22 protein-coding genes and 2 tRNA genes are annotated in these 22,708 nt (G+C 63.3%); 11 read left to right on the top strand and 13 right to left on the bottom strand.

Going from position 1 to position 22,708, the window contains the following annotated elements; translation table 11 throughout:
• Positions 1 to 26: 26 nt before the first annotated feature.
• The 4 genes from MH112_RS05230 to MH112_RS05245 all read right to left on the bottom strand — a co-directional run bounded on the left by MH112_RS05230 (position 27) and on the right by MH112_RS05245 (position 4,707).
• Positions 27 to 1,115: a lipocalin-like domain-containing protein gene (locus MH112_RS05230; RefSeq protein WP_296564859.1), complete on the bottom strand. Its 1,089-nt coding sequence runs from the start codon at positions 1,113 to 1,115 to the stop codon at positions 27 to 29.
• On the bottom strand, positions 1,115 to 3,673 hold the full coding sequence (locus tag MH112_RS05235; protein ID WP_296564862.1) for an ABC transporter permease: 2,559 nt from the start codon (positions 3,671 to 3,673) through the stop codon (positions 1,115 to 1,117). Before MH112_RS05235 ends, MH112_RS05230 begins: the two co-directional genes overlap by 1 nt.
• Entirely contained in the window at positions 3,663 to 4,355 is a 693-nt protein-coding gene (locus MH112_RS05240) for an ABC transporter ATP-binding protein (protein ID WP_296564865.1), read from the bottom strand. Before MH112_RS05240 ends, MH112_RS05235 begins: the two co-directional genes overlap by 11 nt.
• 142 nt (positions 4,356 to 4,497) lie before the next feature.
• Entirely contained in the window at positions 4,498 to 4,707 is a 210-nt protein-coding gene (locus MH112_RS05245) for a cold-shock protein (protein ID WP_293316660.1), read from the bottom strand.
• 252 nt (positions 4,708 to 4,959) lie between these two features.
• On the opposite strand from MH112_RS05245, the gene MH112_RS05250 reads away from it, so the two are divergent.
• Positions 4,960 to 5,772, top strand: coding sequence for a DUF547 domain-containing protein (locus tag MH112_RS05250; protein ID WP_296564870.1), 813 nt, complete (start codon positions 4,960 to 4,962; stop codon positions 5,770 to 5,772).
• An 82-nt stretch (positions 5,773 to 5,854) separates the two neighbouring features.
• Here MH112_RS05250 and MH112_RS05255 read toward each other — a convergent pair.
• Positions 5,855 to 5,931, bottom strand: a tRNA-Pro gene (locus MH112_RS05255).
• A gap of 129 nt (positions 5,932 to 6,060) precedes the next feature.
• Here MH112_RS05255 and MH112_RS05260 point away from each other — a divergent pair.
• The 5 genes from MH112_RS05260 (at position 6,061) to MH112_RS05280 (ending at position 10,393) form a co-directional block, all read left to right on the top strand.
• Positions 6,061 to 6,134 (top strand) — tRNA-Gln (locus MH112_RS05260).
• Between the two features lie 483 nt (positions 6,135 to 6,617).
• Positions 6,618 to 7,532: a retron St85 family effector protein gene (locus MH112_RS05265; RefSeq protein WP_296564873.1), complete on the top strand. Its 915-nt coding sequence runs from the start codon at positions 6,618 to 6,620 to the stop codon at positions 7,530 to 7,532.
• Entirely contained in the window at positions 7,522 to 8,466 is a 945-nt protein-coding gene (locus tag MH112_RS05270) for a retron St85 family RNA-directed DNA polymerase (protein WP_296564876.1), read from the top strand. Before MH112_RS05265 ends, MH112_RS05270 begins: the two co-directional genes overlap by 11 nt.
• 299 nt (positions 8,467 to 8,765) lie before the next feature.
• Positions 8,766 to 10,184, top strand: a complete 1,419-nt coding sequence (locus MH112_RS05275) for an AarF/ABC1/UbiB kinase family protein (protein ID WP_296564879.1) — start codon at positions 8,766 to 8,768, stop codon at positions 10,182 to 10,184.
• A gap of 35 nt (positions 10,185 to 10,219) precedes the next feature.
• The gene (locus tag MH112_RS05280) at positions 10,220 to 10,393 is read left to right on the top strand and encodes a DUF2256 domain-containing protein (RefSeq protein WP_296564881.1); all 174 of its coding nucleotides are present in this window, start codon (positions 10,220 to 10,222) and stop codon (positions 10,391 to 10,393) included.
• Positions 10,394 to 10,414: 21 nt separating this feature from the next.
• On the opposite strand, the gene MH112_RS05285 is transcribed toward MH112_RS05280, so the two are convergent.
• The 4 genes from MH112_RS05285 to MH112_RS05300 form a co-directional block, all read right to left on the bottom strand.
• On the bottom strand, positions 10,415 to 11,119 hold the full coding sequence (locus MH112_RS05285; protein WP_296564884.1) for an SOS response-associated peptidase family protein: 705 nt from the start codon (positions 11,117 to 11,119) through the stop codon (positions 10,415 to 10,417).
• 27 nt (positions 11,120 to 11,146) lie between these two features.
• Positions 11,147 to 11,758 carry a peptidylprolyl isomerase gene (locus MH112_RS05290; protein ID WP_296564886.1) on the bottom strand — a complete coding sequence of 204 codons (612 nt, stop codon included), beginning with the start codon at positions 11,756 to 11,758 and terminating at the stop codon, positions 11,147 to 11,149.
• A gap of 107 nt (positions 11,759 to 11,865) precedes the next feature.
• Positions 11,866 to 12,411 (bottom strand): GNAT family N-acetyltransferase, encoded by a 546-nt coding sequence (locus MH112_RS05295; RefSeq protein WP_296564889.1) that lies wholly within the window; start codon positions 12,409 to 12,411, stop codon positions 11,866 to 11,868.
• On the bottom strand, positions 12,408 to 14,495 hold the full coding sequence (locus MH112_RS05300; RefSeq protein ID WP_296564891.1) for a S9 family peptidase: 2,088 nt from the start codon (positions 14,493 to 14,495) through the stop codon (positions 12,408 to 12,410). Before MH112_RS05300 ends, MH112_RS05295 begins: the two co-directional genes overlap by 4 nt.
• A gap of 158 nt (positions 14,496 to 14,653) precedes the next feature.
• On the opposite strand from MH112_RS05300, the gene MH112_RS05305 reads away from it, so the two are divergent.
• Positions 14,654 to 15,487, top strand: coding sequence for a serine protease (locus tag MH112_RS05305; RefSeq protein ID WP_296564894.1), 834 nt, complete (start codon positions 14,654 to 14,656; stop codon positions 15,485 to 15,487).
• 72 nt (positions 15,488 to 15,559) lie between these two features.
• Here MH112_RS05305 and MH112_RS05310 read toward each other — a convergent pair whose 3' ends face one another.
• Both MH112_RS05310 and MH112_RS05315 read right to left on the bottom strand, forming a co-directional pair.
• Positions 15,560 to 16,009 carry a MaoC family dehydratase gene (locus tag MH112_RS05310; RefSeq protein ID WP_296564897.1) on the bottom strand — a complete coding sequence of 150 codons (450 nt, stop codon included), beginning with the start codon at positions 16,007 to 16,009 and terminating at the stop codon, positions 15,560 to 15,562.
• A 94-nt stretch (positions 16,010 to 16,103) separates the two neighbouring features.
• Entirely contained in the window at positions 16,104 to 17,642 is a 1,539-nt protein-coding gene (locus MH112_RS05315; RefSeq protein ID WP_296564900.1) for an acyl-CoA synthetase, read from the bottom strand.
• Between the two features lie 146 nt (positions 17,643 to 17,788).
• Here MH112_RS05315 and MH112_RS05320 point away from each other — a divergent pair, with 146 nt between their 5' ends.
• The 4 genes from MH112_RS05320 to MH112_RS05335 all read left to right on the top strand — a co-directional run bounded on the left by MH112_RS05320 (position 17,789) and on the right by MH112_RS05335 (position 21,255).
• Positions 17,789 to 18,682, top strand: coding sequence for a crotonase/enoyl-CoA hydratase family protein (locus tag MH112_RS05320; RefSeq protein WP_296564902.1), 894 nt, complete (start codon positions 17,789 to 17,791; stop codon positions 18,680 to 18,682).
• 64 nt (positions 18,683 to 18,746) lie between these two features.
• Positions 18,747 to 19,961 (top strand): DUF2336 domain-containing protein, encoded by a 1,215-nt coding sequence (locus MH112_RS05325; protein ID WP_296564905.1) that lies wholly within the window; start codon positions 18,747 to 18,749, stop codon positions 19,959 to 19,961.
• Positions 19,962 to 20,176: 215 nt separating this feature from the next.
• Positions 20,177 to 20,596, top strand: a complete 420-nt coding sequence (locus MH112_RS05330; RefSeq protein WP_296564907.1) for a MucR family transcriptional regulator — start codon at positions 20,177 to 20,179, stop codon at positions 20,594 to 20,596.
• Between the two features lie 161 nt (positions 20,597 to 20,757).
• Complete coding sequence (locus MH112_RS05335; protein WP_296565169.1) at positions 20,758 to 21,255, top strand: PAS domain-containing protein; 498 nt, start codon at positions 20,758 to 20,760, stop codon at positions 21,253 to 21,255.
• Positions 21,256 to 21,272: 17 nt separating this feature from the next.
• Here the strand turns inward: MH112_RS05335 and MH112_RS05340 are convergent, their stop codons facing one another.
• A complete protein-coding gene (locus MH112_RS05340; protein WP_296564911.1) occupies positions 21,273 to 21,704 on the bottom strand; it encodes a SufE family protein in 432 nt (143 codons plus the stop codon).
• Positions 21,705 to 21,766: 62 nt separating this feature from the next.
• On the bottom strand, positions 21,767 to 22,585 hold the full coding sequence (locus MH112_RS05345) for a HAMP domain-containing sensor histidine kinase (RefSeq protein WP_296564913.1): 819 nt from the start codon (positions 22,583 to 22,585) through the stop codon (positions 21,767 to 21,769).
• Between the last annotated feature and the right edge of the window lie 123 nt (positions 22,586 to 22,708).

Genomic DNA, 22,708 nt, shown 5'->3' on the forward strand with positions numbered 1-22,708 from the left:
TCCCGGACGGCCCCTAGGGCCGCGATCTAGATAGCGAGCGGGGCATCATAGCCGGTGAGCTCAAGATAGCCTCGCCCGCCCGGCGTCCGTACAGCGCCTTCCCAATAGACCGGGCCAATGGGCCGGCTGTCGAGTTCCTGATCCGCAAAAAGGGGCTCCAGGCGCCAGACCCGGGGCCCCTCCGGCAAGCGGACACGAATGTCACGAGTGATCGGATAGAGGGCCCCTGTCCGGGGGGAGCGCCACTGACGTCGGGTGTCGAACCGAACATCCCCTGGTGCGAAGGGGGTAAGCTGGCCCTCTGGGCTGCGGAACGAGCCCCCGGCCCAGACGGCCTTGCCCTTGGCGTCGCGCACCTCGAAGGCGGTCAGGGCCCCGCCATCATCGAGATTGATCCCCGCCCAGTCCCAACCGACCGCCCGGGCATCCAGCAGGGTTGAAGACCATTCCTGATCAAGCCAGGCCTCCCCGCTGACCGGCTGGCGGCGCCCCTCGCGGCTCAGGGTGCCGGTCACCTTCAGGTGTGGCAGGCTGTAATAATAGCTGGCCTGGTCGGCACCCGGGCCTTTGCGGCTGAACCCCTGTTGCCCCTGAAGGAGCACGGGCTGGGTCGGAGTTAGAGCCAGGTCCAGGGCGAAGTCGGCGTCCCCCGCATGGGTCCTCAGCACGCCTTTGGCATCCCGCCTGAGCCGCCAGTCGTCCAGCACCAGGTCCATGTCGCCCACCTTGGCCTCGGCCAGGCCAAACCCCGCCCGGGCGATCCGCTGGGCATGGATCAACCGACCCATAGCCGGATCAGAAATAGCGGCATGGGCGAAGATCACCTGTCGCGGAGAGAAGGTGCTGGGATTGCCGGGGTCGGCCGCTGTTCGGACCCGGAAGAAGGTGATCTGGAAGCCGATGGGCTGGCCCGCTGCCTGCAACCAGCCGGTCACATACCACCACTCGGTGCGGAAATCAGGATGAGCCCCATGGTCGGTAGGGAAGCTCAGGCGCCGTCCTGGCCTGACCGGGGCAAAGGTGACGGGCAGGGATCTGGGCTGGGCGAGGCCCAGGCCCCCAGGCACCAGCAGCCCGGCTGCCAGGAGAGCTGCGAAGGCGCGGCGGGGAAACATCACCAGTCCTCCCGCACGGCGCGGATGGCGCTATCGGACAGGGCACCCCGACCGGAGAGGACCGCGGCCCCTGCCGAGGTGACCACCAGCGCCGCCCCCAGGCTGGACAGCAAGATCCAGGGCAGCCGCGTCTCCATGGTCCAGTTAAAGGACTGTGGATTGACCACATGGATCAGCACCTGGCTCATCACCACCCCCAGCGTCAGGCCTGCCAGGGCACCAATCGCCCCCAGCAGCGCCCCTTCGGCGGCCAGCATCTGCATGATCTGACCCCGTCGGACCCCCACATGGCGCAACATGCCGAACTCCTTACGGCGGGCCAGGGTCTGGGCAGAGAAGGTGGTGGCCACCCCCGCCAGCCCGACCAGAATGGCGATGGCCTCCAGGGCATAGGTGACGGCGAAGGAGCGGTCGAAAATTCGTAGCGCCACAGCACGGATTTCCCGAGGTTCGGCGAACTCCGCCCCGGCGGCGATGGTGTCTGGCAGTTGGCCTCGAAGCGCCGCCATCGCGGCCTTAGGCTCAACCCCCGGTGCCAGGCTGATAGCGGCCTCAGCCCGCGTGGGGTCGCCGGTCAGTTGAGTGTAGGCGGCCTGATCCATCACCAGGGCCCCGAACTGGTTGGAATAGTCCCGCCAGACCCCGGCCACATAGATCTTGGTTTCGGGGGCGATGGGCAGGACGAGGGGGTCTCCGGGTTGCAGGTCATAGAGCCTGGCCATGGGTTCCGAAATCCAGACTGCCAGGCCGTCGCCCCGGGCCTGACGGCCTACCAGCGGCAAACCAAGGCCTGCGCCACCCTCAGATCCCCCCCGGGCGCTGACCTGGACCGCAGGGCGATCAGGGTCGAGCCGGAGGTTGAAGCTGTGGCGGAACTCCACAGCGGCCGCCGCCGGGGTCGCGGCCAGTCGCGCCTGGATGGCGGGATCAAGGGAGAGGCCCGGCTCAAGTCGCATATAGATGTCTGCGGGCAGGATCTGGACGAGCCAGTCTTCCACCGAGCCCCGGAAGCTGGTGACCATCACCGCCATGGCCACCATCAGGCTGGTGCTGGCGACGATGCCGCAGAGGGCTACGGCCGCCTGCCGGGGCGCGCCCCAGAGCCTGGCGATGGCCAGGGCCAGGGCCGGCGGCGGGGCAGGGACCCGTCGCAGGGGGGCCAGCAGGCCTCGGGCCAACCAGGGCATGGCACCGACTCCGCCGGCGAGGATCAGGGCGATGGCCCCGTAGCCAAACAGGGGAATACCCGCGATCGGCGGCCCAAGGGCGGCAAGTCCGCCGGCCGCCAGCAGGCCGAGACTGATCCAGGGCGGCGGCTGGCCCGTCGGATCCACGGTCTCGCCTGCGCCGGATTTGAGGGCGACAGCGGCAGGGCTGCGCTCGGCTTCCAGGGCGGGAAACAGACTGCCCAGGACGGCAATGGCGACGCCGAGGCCAAAGATCACTGCCGCCGCCACTGGCGTGAAGACCAGGGGAGGGCGGCCATTGCTGAAAAACCCGCCCCCAAGGTCGCCGCCCAGCAGCCGAAGGGCCAACTCCGCCAGGCCAACGCCAAGCGCCACCCCCAGGGCTGCGCCGACCAGTCCCAGCACCAGCCCTTCGACCAGCACCTGGCCCAGCATCCCTCGGGCCGGCAGGCCCAGGACCCGAAGCAGGGCAAACTGCGGCCGGCGTCGGGTCACCGAAAGGGACTGGGCCGAATAGACCAGGAAACCGCCGGTGAGCAGGGCCACCAGGGCCAGCATCTGAAGATTGACCCGATAGGCCCGCGAGAGGCTTTCGGTGCGGCGCATCTCGCTCTGGGGTGTGACCAGGGCGGCCTCAGGCGGCAGCCGTGTCTGAACAGCACGCTCCACAGCGCTACGGTCCACGCCGGGGGCAAGTCTGAGGTCCAGGCGTTGCAGCCGCCCCAACTGATTAAACCGCCATTGGGCGGCGGCGATGTCGATCACCGCCAGGGCCCGGTCGCCGCTGACCCCCTCAAGGACCCCGACAATGCGGAAGGTCGCAATCTGGCCAGCCGCCGTGATCTGGATCTGGTCGCCGACCTTTAGCCCGGCTTGCTGCAGAGCGGCGGGCGACAGGGAGACGGCGTCCAGATCAAACACCGCCTCTGCGGTGGTTACCCCACTGTCTCCGGCGGCTGGCCTAGCCAGCAGGTTTGGCGTCACCCCCGCCGCGCGCAAGGGGTCCAGGCCCAGCAGGGTCAGGGCTCCTCCGTCTGCGTTGCGCGCGCGCAATTCGACGATGGGACTTGCGATCGCCACCCCCTGCACCCGCGCCAGGGTAGGATAGAGGCCTTCCTCGAAGCCCTTGGAGCTGACCGCCTGGACCTGGAGATCGGCCGCCCCGCTGACGCTGCGCACAGCACCGGCGAATTCATCCAGGGCCGATCGGTTCACCAGATGAATGGCCAGTCCCAGCCCAACCCCCACAGCGATGGCCAGGACGGCTGCCAGGGTACGGCCAGGCTGGGCCCGCCACTCCCCCAAGACCATCCAGGCCAGCAGGCGGGCGCTGAGCCCTGCCGTAGCTGTCGCGCCGGGCCTAGGTGCCATGGGCGACCAGCCCTTGGGCGGTAAGCGTGAGCACTCGGTCAGCCGCCGCCGCTGCCCGTTCGGAATGGGTGACGATCACGCTGGCTGCGCCTGAGGCCCGCAGGCGCTCACAGAGCAGGGTGAGGACCACATCGGCTGTCTGGGGATCAAGGTTGCCAGTAGGCTCGTCAGCCAGCACCAGGGCTGGCCGGTGGACCAGGGCGCGGGCCAGGGCGATGCGCTGCATCTCGCCACCGGACACCTGGGCTGGAAAGTCGCCGCCCCGCCCTGTCAGCCCCACCTGGTCAAGCATGGCGGTAGCTTCTGCCAGGGCTTGGGTTTCCCGCCGCCGCGCCAGGATCAGGGGCAGGGCCACGTTCTGCGCCAGGGTCAGGTGAGGCAGGATATGGAAGGCCTGGAAGACAAAGCCGATCTTGTCCCGGCGCAGGCCGGTTCGGGCGTCGTCGTCCAGGGCGGCGAGATCGATCCCGTCGATCTCAATGCGTCCGGCATCGGCCTGATCAAGACCCGCGATCAGATTGAGCAGGGTGGACTTGCCCACGCCGGACTCGCCCATGATGGCGATAATCTCTCCTGGTGCCAGTCGTAAGGCCAGGTCTGAGAACAGCAGGCGTCCGCCCGGTACGCGCTTGGCCAGGTTGGTGATGTCTAAGGGGGACAAAGGGGAGGGGACCGCGACCATGGTCGCCAGATTAGAGGGGCCGGAAGGGTCCGTCGCGCCTCAATGTCAGATGGGTCGGGGCCAGAATGACCCGGGGCAGAAAGGTCGAGGCCCCGGTCGTTGCCGACCGGGGCCTCTGTCTTTTAGCCGTAGCCTTTAGCCTTTAGGCCTTCTGGAGCTGGCCGGCGGACATCTTGCCCGACTTACGGTCCTTTTCGAGCTCGAAGGAGAGCTTGTCGCCTTCGTTCACCGAGCTCATGCCCGCTTGTTCAACGGCGCTGATGTGAAGAAACACGTCGGCTCCGCCATCATCGGGCTGAATGAAGCCATAGCCCTTCGTGGCGTTGAACCACTTCACTGTTCCGGTCGTCATAGTTTGCTCATTTCCTGTAGCTTGCGCGATACCCTGTACCGATAGATTGGTCGCTGGCAAACAAATCCCTGCATTTTTGACGAAAGAATCTCGCGCGCCAGGCGAAGGACGCTCTTGCTCATCATGCTCTAGGACCGGTTTTGGCCTTGAAAACGGGTCGAGCCCTGAGCCTTGGGTTGGCAAAAACCCCATGTTCTGCATGGCTTTAGGCCGCGAGCAGGTAACCCTCGGGCGGTGACGTACGAAGGTCCTATGATGTTTTTCGCAAAGGGACGGGCAGACATGGACCGACGGCGGCTGATCGGGCTGGGAATTGGCGTTGCGGCCTCGGTTGCCGGGCGCAGGGCCGGCGCAAGTCCAGCCGCGGCTGCGGGTCCGCAGGCCTTTGACCGCCTGCTGAGCCGCTATGCGCGTCCTGGAGCGGGGGCGATCAACCGGGTTGACTACCGGGCCTGGCGCGCCAATGCCGCAGACCGCGCCGCACTGGACACCTATGTCGCCGCCCTGCAGGCCAGTAGCCCGAAGGGCAAGTCCCGCCCTGAGCAGGTCGCCTATTGGTGCAATCTCTATAATGCCGAGACCCTGCGGGTGGTGCTGGATGCCTATCCGGTGAAGTCGATCCTATCCATCCGGCCGACGCTGGTTTCATTTGGCCCCTGGAAGGCCAAGACCCTGCGGGTGGATGGCGCGCGCCTGTCGCTGCACGAGGTGGAACATGAGATCCTGCGGGGCCTTGGCGATCCGATGATCCACTACGGACTGAACTGCGCCTCGATCAGCTGCCCCAATCTGCCCCTGCGCGCCCTGCGCGGCGCCACCCTGACGGCGGATCTCGACCAGGCGGCGCGGGACTACGTCAACCACCCCCGGGCCGTGCAGTTCACCGGCAAGGGCTTGGTGCTGTCCTCGATCTACAAGTGGTACCGCGAGGACTTTGGCGACACTGACGCCGACATCCTCCGCCACCTATCGGCCTTCGCCGCCCCGCCCCTGCGCGCGGTGCTCGACCGGCGACCGGCCATCACCGGCTACGCCTATGACTGGGACCTCAACGCCCGGGCTTGAGATCGCGCGCAGGCGTCAAGGACAAGCAGACCAGCATCCTGGAAGGGCTGGTCAGGCGCGCCATATGAGCTTGGGAATGGAATGGTCGGAGTGGCAGGATTCGAACCTGCGACCCCCGCGTCCCGAACGCGGTGCTCTACCAGACTGAGCCACACTCCGACTTGGAGGCGGCCTTATAGAGGAGCGATTTCGGCGCCGCAAGCGACCGGAGGGCCGTTGCATCTGGAATCGGCTTTTGCTATCTCCACGCCCTCGCGGCGGGGGGATACGCTCCGCCGTCATTCCTGCTGGGGAATGGTGTAATGGTAACACAGCGGTTTTTGGTACCGTCATTCTAGGTTCGAGTCCTAGTTCCCCAGCCAGTTTTTTCCTTCAAAATCAAAATCTTGAGCCGATCTTGGTCGCTCCTAAATTTCCTCTTGGATGTAGGATGCATTCCTACGTCCTGTAAACGGGACCGGCTTAAGCTCTTACTTTGCGGGAAGCATGGCTGCACCCGAATGACGGCGTGGCTGCCAGCAGTCGAGGCCCAAGCGGGGGCTAACCTGTTTGAGTTTGCCGGGCGGCCTGAGCCCTTGCCTGAAGTCGCGAGCATGTGGATCACGCAATTATAGCGACGCTCTTCGTGTTGCAACTGTTCCGCGAATTGCGCACACTTCGCAGGCCTCTTAGCTGGGTGAAACACCGGACTTGCGAGGTGTCACTCTATGCCGGGCGCGTAGCCAGGCTGAATTCGATTGCGCGGGATTGGGCGCCGACTTCGGAATCCGGAGCCGGTCCCGGCCTGCGTCTCGGCACCGGCTCCGGATTCCGAAGTCGGCCGCTTTAAGTAAGAGGATCTGTGGTTGGATCACCCGCTGATTGAGGAAGCAAATAGTAACCTCCGCAAGCGGGTGATCCAGCTTCTCCAAATGGGCTACAGCGTAGCTCGGGGTGGAAACATTGTCTTTGTGTGTGGCGGAAATGAAGTTCACCACATGAGGACCAGATTCCGACAGTATTGTGCAGCTCATCTTAGCGAATTCGAGATATTTTTCCCTGAATTCGCAATGAAAGACTATTTTTCTTCATCCATTCCGGAGCCATTCGATATTGCTGACTTTGAGTATATTGTTGGCGAGTTATCGCATGCCATCGTTATATTCCCAGAGGCGCCTGGTTCATTTGCGGAGACTGGATATTTTTCTGCCATAGATAAATTGTCAGAAAAGACAATTCTAGCCCTAGACGCTCCAAGACAAGAATTCGATAGTTTTATTTCAATGGGTCCAGCGAAAAAGATCGCTGCAAAGTCTATCTTCCAACCGAATGTGCAGATGGATTACCAAGAGCCGACATTTGAATTAGTCGCATCGAGAATTAGGCGTCTGTCAGTCGCGAAAAATAGAAAACTTCTGAAAGTTGAAAGGTTTAATGATCTTACCGCCTTTGAACTATTTGCCCTCATACATCGTATTGTGACAATTCTGTCAATCGCAACGATTGACGATATCATATATATAATGAGAGGCATTTTTAAATCCATAGTATCCGTTTCGAAAATTCGGCATATGGCTTCAATTCTTGTGGGATGCGAATACATAAAATCAATTGGAAAATATGGACACTATTATGCAAGAAAAGACAAATCTACTCTTTTAGAGGTCAGAAGCGGATTTGTAAATCAAGAGACAGACATAAGAATTCTTTTGGCCGGCATATATGAAGTTGGAGATTCCGAGTTTATCGAAATCATAGAGGCGTCGATGAATGCTGATTGATCGATTGTGCAAGCAGACAGGCCTAACGCGCGCGCAGATTGACCGGTATGCGGAAACTGCGTCCAATCGATATAAGACTTATTCAATTTTGAAGCGCAATGGTAATGAACGAATTATTTCTCAGCCCAGTCGAGAAATTAAAGCCTTGCAGCGATGGTTGGTGAGGGTGCTTTTTCAGCATTTTCCAGTTCACCAGTCTGCGACCGCTTATGCGAAGGGGTCTAGTATTCGAATTAATGCGGAGCGTCACGTCGACTCAAACTATACGCTTAGAGTGGACTTTCAGGACTTTTTTAGCTCATTCCGTTCTGAAGATGTTGGCAGATTTTTGAGTGTATCAAACCAAAAATTGAATTTTGATATTAGATTAGAAGATATTTCGATCATCACAAAAATTGTTTCACGGCATGGCAGGTTAACTGTTGGGGCGCCATCATCGCCGATGCTAACAAATATAATGATGTACGACTTTGATTATCATTTGAATAAATGGGCGTGCGAGCGCGATGTCGTGTATACAAGATACGCAGATGACATTTTTCTTTCGGCAATGAAAGGAGAGCACTTAAATGGAGCGATGGGGTCTATATCAAGTTTTGCGAGTGATTTTGTATTAGCTGATATAAAAATAAATAGTCAAAAGACGGTCTTTCTTTCCAGAAAGGCGCGTAGATCTATTACAGGTTTAGTAATTACAACTGATAGAGATGTATCTATAGGTAGAGATCGGAAACGTAAGATAAAATCATTAATATATTTACAGAAAATGGGAATATTAGAGAATTCAAAACTATCATACTTGCGAGGGATGTTGTCTTTTATTTCTGATGTAGAACCTGAATTCTATGAGACCTTGTCGCGTAAGTTTGGCGATTCATTTGTTTCGGCGATTATGAATGGAGCAGAGACTGGTGTCGAGGACGCTCTGTTCTGACGGTTCTTTGACAAAGATAAATCGGAATGCGCCCGGATTGTCCAATGTACGCTTGGGCTTTCCGACTAAGTTTCTGATCTTATTGGCGAAGTTAGAAGTGCAATTTTCAGTTAGTGTATTGAACTAGCTATAGCATCTAGCGGTTTTTGGTACCGTCATTCTAGGTTCGAGTCCTAGTTCCCCAGCCAACGAATTCAATCAATTAGTGCCATATCAACCCCCCTGCGCCAGGGCGCGGATAGGGCGTCCGGACGGGTCCTGCACCGGCTTTCCGGGTGATGCCCCGTGGAACTGCGGCGATGGCCTTCAACCCCCTGGCCCTGGTTCTGGACTTCGGTCGTCACCACATCGGCTTTGATGTTCTACGGGCGGTTTCAGAGGGCGGTCTTCCCATGACCCAGTCGCGCTTTCGCAAGGTGCCGTCCTCTCGGGCGGCCCGGCTGGCGTTCTTTGGCCAGATGGCCGGCGGGGTGGCCGGCGGCATGATCGCCGAGGGGGCCCGGCGGCTGGCCAGCGGCCAGCGGCCCCAGCTGTCGGACCTGCTGCTGACCCCAGGCAACGCCCTGCGTGTGACCGAGCAGCTGTCTCGCCTGCGTGGTGCGGCCATGAAACTGGGTCAGATGATTTCCATGGATGCCGGTGATCTGCTGCCAGCCGAGCTGACCACGATCCTCGCCCGCCTGCGGGACGCAGCACATTTCATGCCGCAGGGCCAGCTGAATGCGGCCCTGGCGAAGGCCTGGGGACCGGATTGGCGCCCCCGTTTCGCCAGCTTTGACATGACCCCTATCGCGGCGGCCTCCATCGGTCAGGTGCACCGGGCGACCCTGCCAGATGGTCGGGTCTTGGCGATCAAGGTGCAGTATCCCGGCGTGGCCGCCAGCATCGACGCCGACGTGGACAATGTGGCGGGTCTGCTGCGGCTGACCGGGCTTTTGCCTGACGGTCTGGACATCGGACCGCTGCTGGCGGAGGCCAAGCGCCAGCTGCACGAGGAGGCCGACTATGGGCGCGAGGCCGAGCAGATGCGCCGCTACCGGGCCTTCCTCGGACAGGACCGGGCGTTTGTCTTGCCATCGCCGGTGGACGACCTGTGCGCCGACGGGGTCCTGGCTATGGACTTCATCCCGGGCCAGCCCATCGAAGCCCTGCTGACCGCCCCCCAGACCCGGCGCGATGGGGCCATGGCCGCCCTGGCCAGGCTCACCCTGCGAGAGCTGTTTGAATTCGGCTATATGCAGACCGACCCCAGCTTCGCCAACTATCGCTGGCAGGCTGAAACCGGACGGATCGTGCTGCTGGATTTCGGCGCGGCCATGGCTGTGCCCCCGGCCACCGCCCAGGCCTATCGCCGTCTGGCGCAGGCGGGACTGGCGCAGGATCATGCGGCCGTGCGCACAGGCTTGCTGGACGCCGGCTTTGTCTCCCAAGCGACCCTGGAGCGCCAAGGCCTGGCCACCGACGCGGTGATCGAGGTCCTGCTGGAACGGCTGGGCCGGCCAGGACTGTTTGACTTCGCTGACCGGGCCTTTGTCGAGGAGGTGCGCCGCAACGCCGAGGCCATCGGGGCTGATCGCGGCGCCTGGCATGTGCCCCCGGCCAGCACCCTGTTTATTCAGCGCAAGGTCACGGGCATGGCCCTGCTGGCCATGCGGATGCAGGTCCGCCTTCCCCTGCGCGAGATGGTGTCGGGCTTCGTCAATGCGCCGTTGGTCTGAGCCGACTCGCCGCCAGAACAGAGCCAGAGGCCCCCATGCCCCGGATGCGACAGAAGTCCGACCTGCCCACCAGGGTCTGCGTCACCTGCGCCCGGCCGTTCAGCTGGCGGCGCAAGTGGGCCAAGGACTGGGACCAGGTGAAGTACTGCTCAGACCGTTGCAGGGCGGCCAGGCCCGGCCAAGGTCCAACCGACCGGCAGGGGGAATGATCGATTGAGGTGGGGCGCGTCCTAGAGCAGGCGGCGCATCTCCGGCGTCATCAGCTGTTCCCGGGGACTTTCGCGCACCTCATAGGCCCAGGCCTCGGGCAACTCCGCCAGCAGCGCCTTGCCTGGCCCCTCCAGGTTCAGCCACTCCAGACCTTCCGCCAGACTAAGCGTCGGCGGCGCGCGGTCATGGAAGGGGACGATATCGGCGGGCGCAGGGCCGGTGACAAAGGCGAAGCTCTCCAAGCCACCCGGCAGGTCCTGTGGTTCGGACCGCTCCCAGAGGCCAGCAAAGACCCGCACGTCGTCCCCGGCCCAGGCGATTTCGTGGCGGGTCTTGGGACGCCCCTTTTTCCAGCCTTCGGGTTCGGAGTACTCAATGAAGCTGGTCAGGGGTACGAGGCAGCGCCGGCGTCGATAGGCCTCCCGGAAGGTCGGGGCGGTGTCTACCGTCTCGATCCGGGCATTGGTGCAGAGGTTCCGCCAGGCGTTGAGCGGCCCCCGGTGGAAGGCGGGGACCAACCACCAGCGCATCTCCAGTCCCTCCAGACCGGCGGCCGGATCGGCCGGATCCAGGGCCCGCAGGACGGTGGTACGATCGGTGGGCCGGATCGGATCCTCCAGGTCACGGTTGGGTTCGGCGTCGGCCCAGGTGATCGGGATATTGATCTCGGAGAAACGCTCGGTGAGCGACCCGCGGGCGACCCGTTTCTGATACTCATTGCACATGGTCGGGCCAGGCCTTCAGGGGCAGCATCAGGCGCGCCGCGCGGTCTCGATGATCACCGGCTTCTTCAGCCACTGGTCTTTCTGTTCGACGAACTTGGTCTCGCCGCCGGTGGGCTGGGCGAGGATCTTCTGAGCGTTGGACAGGCCAGACACGACCTTGCCGAAGACGGCGTAACCGAGGTTGTCCCCAGGTTCGCCCGGCTGGGCGTCGAGGAAGGTCTGGTCGCCCAGGCAGATGAAAAACGTGTTGGTCGCCGTGCCAGGCGCAAACCGCCCGAGCGAGATCGCACCATGAACGTGACTTAGCCCCGTCATGGTGGTGCTCTCGTGCCGGATCGGCGCGAAAGGCCGGGACTTGGCCGGCGGCTGAGCGACGATGGTGCCCTGGGTGGGGGCCCAGTCGTTGCGGGCGGCCCGGAAGAAGCTGCCCCCATCATAGGCCTTGGCATCCACATAACGCAGGAAGTTGGCGCTGGTCAGCGGTGCCCGCTTGTCCTCGAGTTCGATGGTGATCGGGCCAAGGCTGGTCATCATCCGCACCCTGGGCTTTGCCCCCTGGGCCAACACCATCTGCGGGGCGGCCATGACGAGGCCCGCGCCAAGAAGCAGGCTTCGACGGGGAAGGGACGATGAGGACATGGCGGCTCCTGCGATTGAGGTCACCAGCCTAACGCCCGTTGGCAGAAAGTGGGACCCGGATTAGCGGGAGCCGCCAGGTTCCTCCACATCGCCTTTGAGGAAGCCGTCTAGACGCCGCTGAGCGCCAGGCCTGGGGCGTCCGGGGCGCAGGTTACGCCGCCGTTCAGCGTCTTCTGCATCCAGACGATGTCCACCCAGCGGCCGTGCTTGTAGCCAAGACCTTGGGCGGTGCCCAGGTGGGTGAAGCCGAGCGCGCTGTGCAGGCCGATGGAGCCGGCATTCTGTGAATCCCCGATCACCGCCATCATCTGGCGGATGCCGATGGCCTCGCAGGCCGCGATCACGGCCGTTAGAACCGCCCGGCCCACCCCGCGTCCTTGGGCGTCGGGCGCCACATAGACGCTGTCCTCCACCGTGTAGCGATAGGCCGCCCGCAGGCGGAAGGGGCCGGCATAGGCATAGCCCAGCACCGCGCCGGCCTCCTCGGCCAACAGATAGGGCAAGCCCCGTCCCACGATGGACTCACGGCGCTGGTTCAGCTCCTGAGCCGAAGGCGGGACCTCCTCGAAGGTGCCAAAGCCATGCAAGACGTGGTGGCCGTAAATCTCGGCCAGGGCGGCCATGTCGGAGGCGTCAGCCGGGCGGACAATCATTGGGCCCAATCCTTGTCGAGCGCCCAGACGGCAAAGGCGTAGTCGAGCGCAATCTCCTTCAGGAAATCGAACCGACCTGAGGCCCCGCCATGGCCGGCCTCCATATTGATCTTCAGCAGGATGGGCGCCGCGCCTGTGGTCTGGTCGCGCAGCCGCGCCACCCACTTGGCCGGCTCCCAATAGGTGACCCGAGGGTCTGACAGACCGCCGGTGGCCAGGATCGGCGGATAGGCCTTTGGGCTCACCTGATCATAGGGGCTGTAGCTGGCGATGGTGTCATAGGCCTGCGCGTCGGTGAGGGGATTGCCCCACTCAGGCCATTCGGGCGGGGTCAGAGGTAGGCTCGCATCGCTCATGGTGTTGAGCACGTCGACAAATGGGACCGCCGCAATGATCGCCCCCCAGAGGTCGGGGCGCATATTGGCCACCGCGCCCATGAGCATCCCCCCGGCCGAGCCGCCATAGGCCGCAATCTGCCCTTTTGTGGCGTAGTTCTCCGCCACCAGATGTTCAGCGCAGGCGATGAAGTCGATGAAGGTATTGGTCTTCTTCGCCTTACGGCCGTCCATGAACCAGCCCCAGCCCTTGTCCGAACCGCCGCGGATATGGGCCGTGGCCCAGATCCAGCCCCGGTCCACTAGGGAGAGATTGCGGATGGAGAAACTGGCGTCCATGGCGTGGCCATAGGAGCCATAGCCGTAGAGCAGGAGCGGCGCGGACCCATCAACGGGGGTGTCGCGGCGCATCAGCAGGGTGATCGGCACCTCTTCCCCATCGGCGGCTTTGGCATAGAGCCTGCGGGCCACATAGGCGTCCGGGTCGTGGCCGGACGGAACCTCCTGTGTTTTGCGCAAGCTCCGCTGGCGGGTGGCCATGTCATAGTCGAACCACTGCCGGGGCGTGGTGGGCGACTGATAGACGAAACGGGTCACGGTGGTGTCGTATTCCAGGCCGCCCTCCAGGTGCAGGGCGTAGGCCTCTTCCTCGAACCCCACGATGTGTTCCTCGCCATCTCGGGTCATCACCGCCATCTGGTCGAGGGCATTGACCCGCTCCAGTCGCACCAGATGGCCGGCATAGGCAGCAAAGCCCGTGATGTAGCGGCCTGGCTGATGGGGCACAAAGTCACGCCAGCTGGCGCGGACAGGCAGGGGTTCGGGAGAGACGCACAGCTTGAAGTCCACGGCCCCGTCAGCATTGGTGCGGATCACCCAGCGGTCGCTCCAATGGTCGGCTTCATAGCGCAGGCCGGTGGTGCGGGGTTCGATGCAGACCGGGGCGGCGGCGGGGTCGCCTGCTGGAATGACCCAGATCTCAGTGGTTTCCTGGTCGCCCACATGGATGACCACATGGCTGTCATCAGAGGTCGTCCCGACCCCCAGGAACATGCCCTCGTCCTTTTCCTCATAGACCAGCACATCAGCCCCGCCTCGGGCCGGCCGGCGGAAGACCTTGGCCGGGCGGGCGTTCTCATCCCGCCAGATCCAGAACAACCATTGTGAATCCGGCGAGAAGGTGAAGTCGCCATAGGCGCTTTCCATGGCACCCGGCAGGTCTTCGCCGGTGACCAGATCGCGGACGCGGACCGTGTAGTATTCCGACCCCTGCTCATCGGCGGCCCAGGCATAGAGCCTGTGGTCGGGGCTATGGCTGGCACCGCCCACCTGGAAATAGGCCTTGCCCTTGGCCAGGGTCTCCTCGTCCAGGAGGATTTCCTCACCGACGTCACCGCCCCGGGGGCGGCGGGCCCGGATCGGGTGCTGGGCCCCTTCCTGGTAGCGGACATAGTATTCCCAGGGGCCGTCGGGGGCCGGGACGCTGGAGTCGTCTTCCTTGATCCGCCCCTTCATCTCGGCGAACAGGTCAGCCTGCAGGGCCTTGGTCCCCGCCAGCATGGCTTCGGTATAGGCGTTTTCCGCCTTCAGGTGCTCGGCGATGTCGGGTCGGAGGGTCGCAGGATCACGCAGGACTTTCTGCCAGTTTTCATCCTTCATCCAGGCATAGTCATCGGTGCGGCGGCGACCCAGTTGGTCCAGGGTCGTTGGCTGTTTGTGGGCGATCGGCGGGGTGGGGCGCTGGGTCATCTGCGCTAGATGCGACGAACAGCGTCGTCTCTCAAGACGCGGTATGTCATATGCCCCGGGTAACGGGGCGCAAAGGGCGTCGTCCCGCCATCTTGTCCCGCGCGGGCAGGTCTGGTTTCACTGGGTCCTGTTAAGCCTCAACCCTTCGAAGGGCGTCCATGATCGCCGATCTTGCCGTCGAGCTGATGCATGCCACCGTTCAGATCGAACAGCCCCTGGGCGACGGCACCCGCACGGTCGGCACGGGCTTTCTGATCAACGCCCCGACCCCCGATGGCCAGCCGCGCACCGTTCTGGTGACCGCCAGCCACGTGCTGCAGCGCATGCCGGGTGCTCAGGCCCGTATCGGCTACCGCATCGCCAACGCCGATGGCAGCTGGAGCTATGCCCCTCAGAGTTTCGAAATCCGCGACGCCGAAGGTGCGCCCCGATGGACGCAGCACCCCAGCCGGGATGTGGCCGCCATTACCATTACTGCGCCGCCGGCCTTCGCCAGGGCGGCCATTCCCACCGACTGGTTGGCCCGGGACGAGACCTTCGCCACCTATGCGGTGGGGGCCGGCGATCAGATGATGGCCCTGGGCTTTCCGCGAGGCCTGTCGGCCAATCCGGCAGGATTTCCCATCCTGAGAGCTGGCCGGGTCGCCTCATTCCCCCTGGCGCCGGTCACGGCCTTTCCCACCTTCCTGCTCGATTTCACGGTCTTCCCCGGCAATTCTGGTGGGCCGGTGTTCATGGCTGAAGGTCTGCGTCGCCGGCCTGGCGGTGGGGAGACCCAGGAGGTCCAGTTCATCGCTGGCCTGCTCACCCAGCAGGTGGAGCTGAAACGCGAGCGGCTGGAAATCGGGATCGTCACCCACGCCCGCTACATCCACGAGACCCTATCCCTGTTGGATGATCCCCAAGCCGAGGTGTCGGTGGCCCAGGTTGATGCCGGTGTTGGCGGGGCCAGGGCGGTGTCGGCGCTCGAGGCGGTGTCGCCCGACCATTGAGCCTTGGCCATCTGCGGCCAAAGAAAAAGGCCCGCGCCGAAACGCGGGCCTTTCGCAGCAAAAACGCCTGATTTAGGCGCCGTAGACCACCGAAATGGTCTCGGCCACGCAGGCGGGTTTGTCCTCGCCCTCGATCTCGATGGTGCACTCGTTCTTCAGCTGAAAGCCGCCAGCCTTGGGCTCGGCGCCGATCAGCTTCTGGCGCATGCGCACCCGCTTACCCACGCGGACCATGTTGATGAAGCGCACCTTGTCCGAGCCATAGTTGATGCCCCGGGTCACGCCCTTGATGGGCAGCATGCCGCCCCCCAGGAAGGGGATCAGGGACAGGGTCAGGTAGCCGTGGGCGATTGGGCCGCCGATTTCCTTAGTGGCCCGCTCCACGTCCACATGGATCCACTGATGGTCGCCGGTGGCTTCGGCGAACTGGTTGACCCGCTCCTGGGTGATCTCAACCCAGTCCGACACGCCGACTTCCTGGCCGACCAGGCCGGGCAGATCCTTGAATTCCACCGGGTTCATCGCTTGCTCCCTCGAGTTTCAAAACAGGTGTTCGGGTCTATCACCTCGTGCGGCGTGGGCAAGGGTGCAGCGCGCGCCCCTGGCCTGCCGGGGCTCAGACGATCTTGGAGCCTTCCTTGCCCCAATAGGCGTCGCGGATCAGCCGCTTATAGAGCTTGCCGGTGGGGTGGCGGGGCAGTTCGGCCATGAAGTCCAGCATGCGGGGCGATTTCACATGGCTGAGATTGGCCCGGCAGAAGGCCATCAGCTCGGCCCGCAGGTCATCGCCGGCGTCCGCCCAGTTCATGGGCTGGATGACCGCCACGACCTTCTCGCCCATCTCCTCGTCAGGCGCACCGACCACGGCGGCGTCGGCCACCTTGGGGTGGGTAATCAGCAGGTTTTCCAGCTCCTGGGGATAGATGTTCACCCCACCGGAAATGATCATGAAGCTCTTGCGGTCGGTGAGGTAGAGGAAGCCGTCCTCGTCCACCCAACCCACATCCCCAAGGGTGGTCCAGCCGTGCTGGTTGGTGTTCTCCGCCACCTTGTCGGGGGCGTTATGATAGGTCAGGGGCGTGCCGCCGGCGAAATAGACGACGCCCTCGGTGCGCGGCGGCAGGGGTTCGCCGTCATCGCCGCAGATCTTCACCTCGGCGGTCGTGCCCTTGCCCACCGAGCCCTTGTGCGCCAGCCAGTCATGCGGGCCGATGTAGCAGAAGCCGTTGCCTTCGCTGCCGGCATAGTACTCGTGGATGATCGGCCCCCACCACTCCATCATCTGCTCCTTGACCGGGATGGGGCAGGGGGCGGCGGCGTGAACGGCTGACTTCAGGGACGACAGGTCGTAACGGGTGCGGACTTCAGGCGGCAGCTTCAGCATCCGCACGAAATGGGTGGGGACAAACTGACCGCAGTCGACCTTGTACGTCTCGATCAGGGCGAGGGCGTGTTCAGGATCAAACTTTTCCATGACCAGCACGGTGCCGCCCAGCCGCTGATAGCCCATGCACCAGCGCAGAGGGGCTGCGTGATAGAGCGGGGCCGGCGACAGATAGGTGCCGCTCGGGGGGAAGCCGAACATGTGCTCGGCCATCATGGAGAGCACATTGGGGGCGTCGATAGGGCCGCCGGTCAGGGGCGGCTTGATCCCCTTGGGTCGGCCAGTGGTGCCCGACGAATAGAGCATGTCTGCCCCGGCGGTTTCATCGGCGATGGGGGTCTCGGGCAGGCTGGCCCTGGCGGCCTCGAAGCTCTCATAGGGCGCGCGAGCCTCGCCAACCATGTAGAGCTTCAAACCCGGGGCCAGGGCGGGCAGTTCATCGACCACCGGGCCGACGCCGGCTGAGGTAATCAGCACCTTGGCCGCACAGTCGCCGAGAATGTACTGGATCTCTCCCGCCGTCAGCTTGGACGAGATGCACGCATAGTAGAGCCCGGCGCGCTGGGCCGCCCAGGCGACCTCGAAGAAGCGCGGGTGATTGTCCAGCAGGATGGCGATCACATCCCCGGCCTTCAGGCCCAGCTGGCGGAACAGGTGCGCCCCCTGGTTGGAGCGGGCCTCAAGCTGCCCATAGGTGACGGTCTCCCCCGAGCTCGCCATGACATAGGCGGGCCGCTCAGGGTGGGTCTTGGCGTGATGGGACGGATGCATGGGGGGTTCCTCCAGGGCCTGGGCCTCTTTTCGGGCCTTCGGCGGTGCTCAAATGATCGACTTCGGAACGATCATGCGACGCTTGACCTCCCGTCCGTCAAGGGCGGCGAAATGGGGAAAATCAAAATCCACGGGAGGACACAGCCATGAGCAAGGCCAGGGACGACGGGTTCGAGACCTTGAAGCTGGAGGTGGCGGACGGCATTGCACTTCTCACCCTCAATCGACCGGAAAAGCTGAATGCCTTCAATACGGTGATGCTTAAAGAGCTGATCGCAGCCTTCGACGCCACCGACGCCGACGATGAGGTGCGGGTGGTGGTGATCACTGGCGCCGGGCGCGGGTTCTGCGCTGGCGCTGACCTTTCGGGGGGGCCATCGACCTTTGACTATGCCAGCCAGGCAACGGCGGGCCTCGCCCGCAAGGACGAAGGCGGGGTCTATCGTGATGGCGGCGGGCTTGTGTCCTTGCGCATCTTTGAGAGCCTGAAGCCGGTGATTGCGGCAGTGAACGGGGCGGCCGTCGGGGTGGGGGTGACCATGCAATTGCCCATGGACATCCGGCTGGCCTCTACCGAGGCGAGGTTCGGCTTTGTTTTTGCCCGTCGGGGCATGAATCCCGAGGCGGCTTCATCCTGGTTCCTGCCCCGGCTGGTGGGCCTGCAGACGGCCCTGGAGTGGTGCTATACCGGCCGCGTGTTTGGTGCCCAGGAGGCCCTGGATCGCGGCCTGGTCCGCTCGGTTCACGCCCCTGACGAACTCCTGCCCGCCGCCATGACCCTGGCCCGGGAAATCGCCGATAATGCCGCACCGGTCTCCCTGGCCCTGACCCGCCAGCTGCTCTGGCGGATGGCGGGTGCCGACCATCCCATGGCCGCTCACCGGGCCGACAGCCGGGCGATCCAGTCGCGGGGTGCCTCTGACGACGCCAAGGAGGGGGTTGGCTCGTTCCTGGAAAAGCGTCCTCCCGTCTTCACCGACAAGGTCTCTGCCGGGCTTCCCGACATCTGGCCCGGATGGAGCCCACCGGCCTTCTCGTAAATCTCGGGGAGGGGCGCGTTCGCAAACCCATGGTTAACGCCCCTGTGGTGAACTGCCCTTGCAGATGAGCCAGAGCGCGCCCTTTCCGGACGATACGTCCCCGCCGCAGTTCCGCTCCCGGGGCGCCCTGCTCCGGCGGCTAGCTGACGTGGTCTGTCTGCCTTCCAGCCGGATCAACGCCTTTGAACGCTCGGTCACCGCTGACCTCTTGATCGAGATGCTGCGGGACGCTTCGCCCGAGGAACGCCTCAAGGTGTGCCGCAGGCTGGCCGGCCTGACCGCCCCGCCGGCCCAACTGGTGCGGTTGCTGCTACATGACGGTCCGATGGTGGCGCGGCCCCTGCTGGAGGACTGCGACAGCCTTTCAGACTCTGACCTGCTCGATTGTGCCCGCACCGGCGGCTTAGAGCATCGGTTGATGATCGCAGGTCGAAAGGGTCTCAGCGAGGTCGTCGTGGACACCTTGTTGGCAACGGGCGAACTGAAGGTCGTGGAAACCCTCCTTGGCAACAAGGACGCGCAGATGAGTTACGGAGGGCTTGAGGCCCTGGTGGTGTTAAGTCGAGAGTCTCCACATCTGACCTCGGCACTTTTGCGCCGTCCAGAGCTGCGCCCGGCCCAGGCCTATGTGATCTTCTGGTGGGCCGACCCAGAGGCCCGCCGAACCATCCTTCAGCGCTTTGCGGTTTCGCGTGAAATCCTGCAGGAGGCCGCCGGGGACATTTTCCCCATGGCGGCCCAGGAGGGGTGGCAGGACCCCATGTCCCGCAAGGCCTTGCAGTTCATCGAGCGGCGACAGCGCAATCGCGCGGCGATCGAAAAGAGCCCCTTTATCAGCCTGGAGGCGGCGATCGCCGCAGCTCAGCACGGTATGACGCGGGAGGTCGCTGAGGAGATCTCCTATTTGTCCGGGCTCAAACCGATGACCGGTGCCAAACTGTTCACCGATCCCGGAGGTGAACCGCTGGCTATCCTGTGCAAGGCGACGGGCCTGCCTCGCGCAGCCCTGCGGGCCTTGTGGCGAGGGCTAAGGCGGCCGGAGGTCGCTGAGGATGGTACGCCCAATCCCGCCTTTGAACGCACCATGTTGATCTACGACACCTTGGCCGTGGACCGGGCCCAGACGGTATTGCGCTATTGGAACTGGTCATTGTCATCGGCAATGACGCCAGAGCTTCTGCGTGCCATCCGAGACGGAGATGACAGTGTCATCGATGAATACTCCCTCCCACAGCGGGCCGCGATGTTGGCCTTTGCTAACGAGTTAGGCCGCAACTAGGGATGCAAGAAGCCGCTAGCCTGATCTGACGTGGGGCCTTGGCGTCATACCGTTCCTACTCAACTCCCGCTCGCAATTTTCAGCGTGATGCTCCAGCAAAGACAGACGGGCATTCTATTGTCTTGTGTAGGAGGGGCGTGGGCGATAAGTAGCTTACAACTGATCTAGGAATCAGATGTTGTGGCGCTCGCATTGCGCTGTTCTGGGTAAATCAAATGGACGAAAAAGCAGAAGTTATCGAGATGACCGCCGATATCGTGTCGGCCTATGTCGGAAACAATTCCGTCGCCGCCGCCGATCTGCCGAACTTGATCCAGGCCGTGCATCGCGCGCTGGCTGGCGTCACCACGGCACCGGAGGCTGTGGAAGCTGCCCCCAAGGAACCTGCCGTTCCAGTGCGCCGCTCCATTACCCCGGACTTCCTGATCTGCCTGGAAGACGGTCGCAAGTTCAAGTCACTCAAGCGGCACCTGCGGACGAAGTACAACATGAGTCCTGAGGAATACCGCGCGAAGTGGGGTCTTCCCAAAGACTACCCCATGGTGGCCCCTAACTACGCAAAGGCGCGTTCTGATCTCGCCAAGCAGATGGGTCTCGGCCAGGGTGGCCGGCAGGCGGCGCGCAAGAAGCGCTGATCTGACCTACCAAGAACATCAGGGACGCCCGTCTCCGGCTGGAGGCGGGCGTTTTTGCATTCTGTGGACTTCTTTGGCTCTGCCTGCGATTTCGACTTGCCCTCGATTCGCCATACAGGCGATAAGTGATTCGTCGTGATTCCAAGGGGTTGTTAAGGAATCTGAACATGGCGGCTCAGATCGGGGCTTCGGCGGCTGCCGCCCGTGCTCATGAAGAAATATATGGCTATTGGGCCGGGTTGAGACGTGGACCGCGTCTGCCAGCCCGTGGGGATGTTGATCCCGCGGCCCTGAAGCGGCTGTTGCCGACCGTCAGCCTGATTGACGTCCGGCGAGAGCCGATGGATTTCCGTGTCCGCCTGGCTGGCACAGGCCTCTATGGCATCTATGGGCGCGAGATTACCGGTCGCGCTTTGGGCGATGTCTATAACGCGGCGGCCGCGGACTATTGGCGAGACGAGCTGACCGCCGTGGTTGAGGAACGTCGCCCAGGCGTTGGGGTCCATAGTCTGGCCTGGCGCGGGGCCGGCCATGTCTCTCTCCTGTGGCTGCGCCTGCCCCTGGCCTCAAATGGCCGGGATGTGGACATGATCCTCGGCTACGACACCGTCATGGGCCAGCACAGCGAATCTGGTTTTTCAGGCATACGCGCTGCCTGATCGCGCTGTTTAACGGTTCAGGCGTTGGCCGCGTTCAGCGCTGCAGCATCCCGGGCGATCCGCTCAGCCATCGAGGCCAGACCGTTGGCGCGTTGGGTGGACAGAGCCCCCGACAGTCCCAGCCGCTGAAACGCCCCGCGTACGTCAAAGGCCAGGATGTCGGCAGGGCGCCGCCCAGAAAACAACCGCAGCAGGATGGCGACGAGGCCTCGGACGATATGGGCGTCAGAGTCGCCACGGAACACCACGGCACCGTCGGCCTGCGGCTCGGTGACCAGCCACACCTGACTGGCACAGCCGCGCACCTTGTTGGCGTCGGACCGCTCGGCCTCGCTGAGCGGGGCCAGTTCGGCGCCCAGCTCAATCACATAGCGATAGCGTTCCTCCCAGTCCCCCAGGAGGTCGAATTCCTCTGCCAAGTCGTCGAGGGTTTTCTGGATAGCGTCCATCTGCGTCCGCACTTAGGGGGCCGGAGGTCTTGGCGCAACGCGTCTGCGGCAAAACCCGTTGATCAGGCCGCGGGCGCGGCCAGTCGGATCGCCACCTTCAAGCCGCCCTCAGGACCAGGGGAAAGGCTCAGACCTCCGCCCATACTGCGACAGAGCATGTAGGCCAGGGGCAAACCGAGGCCGGCACCCTCGCCCCGGCGGATCAGGGCGTTCTCCCCCTGCTCGAAAGGCTTCAACAGACGGGGTATGTCCTGGGGGGGCACGCCAGGCCCCTGGTCAGTCATGATCAAGGTGACCCCGCCGTCCTGATTTTGCGCGGTGATCTTCACCTTGCCCCCCTCTGGTCCGTGGACCAGGGCGTTGCTGAGCAAGGCGGTGAGGGCGGTACGCACCCCTCGGGGATCTGCGACAATGTCTGGCAGCGTCCCCTGACCCTCGATCACCACCTCGGCACGTCGGCTTTGAATCACCTCGGCAAGACTGTCGAGCACATCATCCAACACGTGATCGAGAGGCTCACGCCCCGCCGCCAGGTCGGCCGTCCCGCTGTCTAACCGCGCGATCTCCAGCACCTGATTGGCCAGGGCCAGGAGTTTCTGACCGCTATCGCGGATGAGTGTGGCGTATTCCTTGTACTCCGGGGCTCCTACAGGGCCGTAGATCTCCGCCGCGATCAGTTCGGAGAAGCCGAGAATAGAATTGAGTGGCGTGCGTAGCTCATGGCTGACCATCCGCAGGAACGACCGCCGCTGTTCCTCGGCCCTGGCTTCCATCCGCTCATAGACCGCCCGCCGCGCCTGTCGTCGAACCGCAGCTTCGCCCTGGTGGGCTGAGGCTGGGAGAGGGCTGTCTGCGAGGCGACGGGGGGCCGCATCTGGCATGGGATGGGGCTCGTGGGTTGGACAATACAGCCGTCCAACTTGGGGGCGTGGACTTACAAAATGGTTTCCCGTTGGTCCGACGGCCCGAAATGAGCGGGCTTTGGCCCCCGACTATGTCGCGCC

The sequence above is a fragment of the Phenylobacterium sp. genome, assembly GCF_022402485.1.
Taxonomy (GTDB): domain Bacteria; phylum Pseudomonadota; class Alphaproteobacteria; order Caulobacterales; family Caulobacteraceae; genus Phenylobacterium.

What these genes read in the sequence shown, in the direction of transcription:
- MH112_RS05235 (WP_296564862.1), bottom strand. Translation starts at nt 3,673, where the DNA reads ATGGCACCTAGGCCCGGCGCGACAGCTACGGCAGGGCTCAGCGCCCGC.
- MH112_RS05330 (WP_296564907.1), top strand. Translation starts at nt 20,177, where the DNA reads ATGGACGAAAAAGCAGAAGTTATCGAGATGACCGCCGATATCGTGTCG.
- MH112_RS05240 (WP_296564865.1), bottom strand. Translation starts at nt 4,355, where the DNA reads ATGGTCGCGGTCCCCTCCCCTTTGTCCCCCTTAGACATCACCAACCTG.
- MH112_RS05315 (WP_296564900.1), bottom strand. Translation starts at nt 17,642, where the DNA reads ATGCATCCGTCCCATCACGCCAAGACCCACCCTGAGCGGCCCGCCTAT.
- MH112_RS05310 (WP_296564897.1), bottom strand. Translation starts at nt 16,009, where the DNA reads ATGAACCCGGTGGAATTCAAGGATCTGCCCGGCCTGGTCGGCCAGGAA.
- MH112_RS05280 (WP_296564881.1), top strand. Translation starts at nt 10,220, where the DNA reads ATGCCCCGGATGCGACAGAAGTCCGACCTGCCCACCAGGGTCTGCGTC.
- MH112_RS05285 (WP_296564884.1), bottom strand. Translation starts at nt 11,119, where the DNA reads ATGTGCAATGAGTATCAGAAACGGGTCGCCCGCGGGTCGCTCACCGAG.
- MH112_RS05290 (WP_296564886.1), bottom strand. Translation starts at nt 11,758, where the DNA reads ATGTCCTCATCGTCCCTTCCCCGTCGAAGCCTGCTTCTTGGCGCGGGC.
- MH112_RS05345 (WP_296564913.1), bottom strand. Translation starts at nt 22,585, where the DNA reads ATGCCAGATGCGGCCCCCCGTCGCCTCGCAGACAGCCCTCTCCCAGCC.
- MH112_RS05250 (WP_296564870.1), top strand. Translation starts at nt 4,960, where the DNA reads ATGATGTTTTTCGCAAAGGGACGGGCAGACATGGACCGACGGCGGCTG.
- MH112_RS05325 (WP_296564905.1), top strand. Translation starts at nt 18,747, where the DNA reads ATGAGCCAGAGCGCGCCCTTTCCGGACGATACGTCCCCGCCGCAGTTC.
- MH112_RS05300 (WP_296564891.1), bottom strand. Translation starts at nt 14,495, where the DNA reads ATGACCCAGCGCCCCACCCCGCCGATCGCCCACAAACAGCCAACGACC.
- MH112_RS05340 (WP_296564911.1), bottom strand. Translation starts at nt 21,704, where the DNA reads ATGGACGCTATCCAGAAAACCCTCGACGACTTGGCAGAGGAATTCGAC.
- MH112_RS05305 (WP_296564894.1), top strand. Translation starts at nt 14,654, where the DNA reads ATGATCGCCGATCTTGCCGTCGAGCTGATGCATGCCACCGTTCAGATC.
- MH112_RS05270 (WP_296564876.1), top strand. Translation starts at nt 7,522, where the DNA reads ATGCTGATTGATCGATTGTGCAAGCAGACAGGCCTAACGCGCGCGCAG.
- MH112_RS05230 (WP_296564859.1), bottom strand. Translation starts at nt 1,115, where the DNA reads ATGTTTCCCCGCCGCGCCTTCGCAGCTCTCCTGGCAGCCGGGCTGCTG.
- MH112_RS05245 (WP_293316660.1), bottom strand. Translation starts at nt 4,707, where the DNA reads ATGACGACCGGAACAGTGAAGTGGTTCAACGCCACGAAGGGCTATGGC.
- MH112_RS05275 (WP_296564879.1), top strand. Translation starts at nt 8,766, where the DNA reads ATGGCCTTCAACCCCCTGGCCCTGGTTCTGGACTTCGGTCGTCACCAC.
- MH112_RS05320 (WP_296564902.1), top strand. Translation starts at nt 17,789, where the DNA reads ATGAGCAAGGCCAGGGACGACGGGTTCGAGACCTTGAAGCTGGAGGTG.
- MH112_RS05295 (WP_296564889.1), bottom strand. Translation starts at nt 12,411, where the DNA reads ATGATTGTCCGCCCGGCTGACGCCTCCGACATGGCCGCCCTGGCCGAG.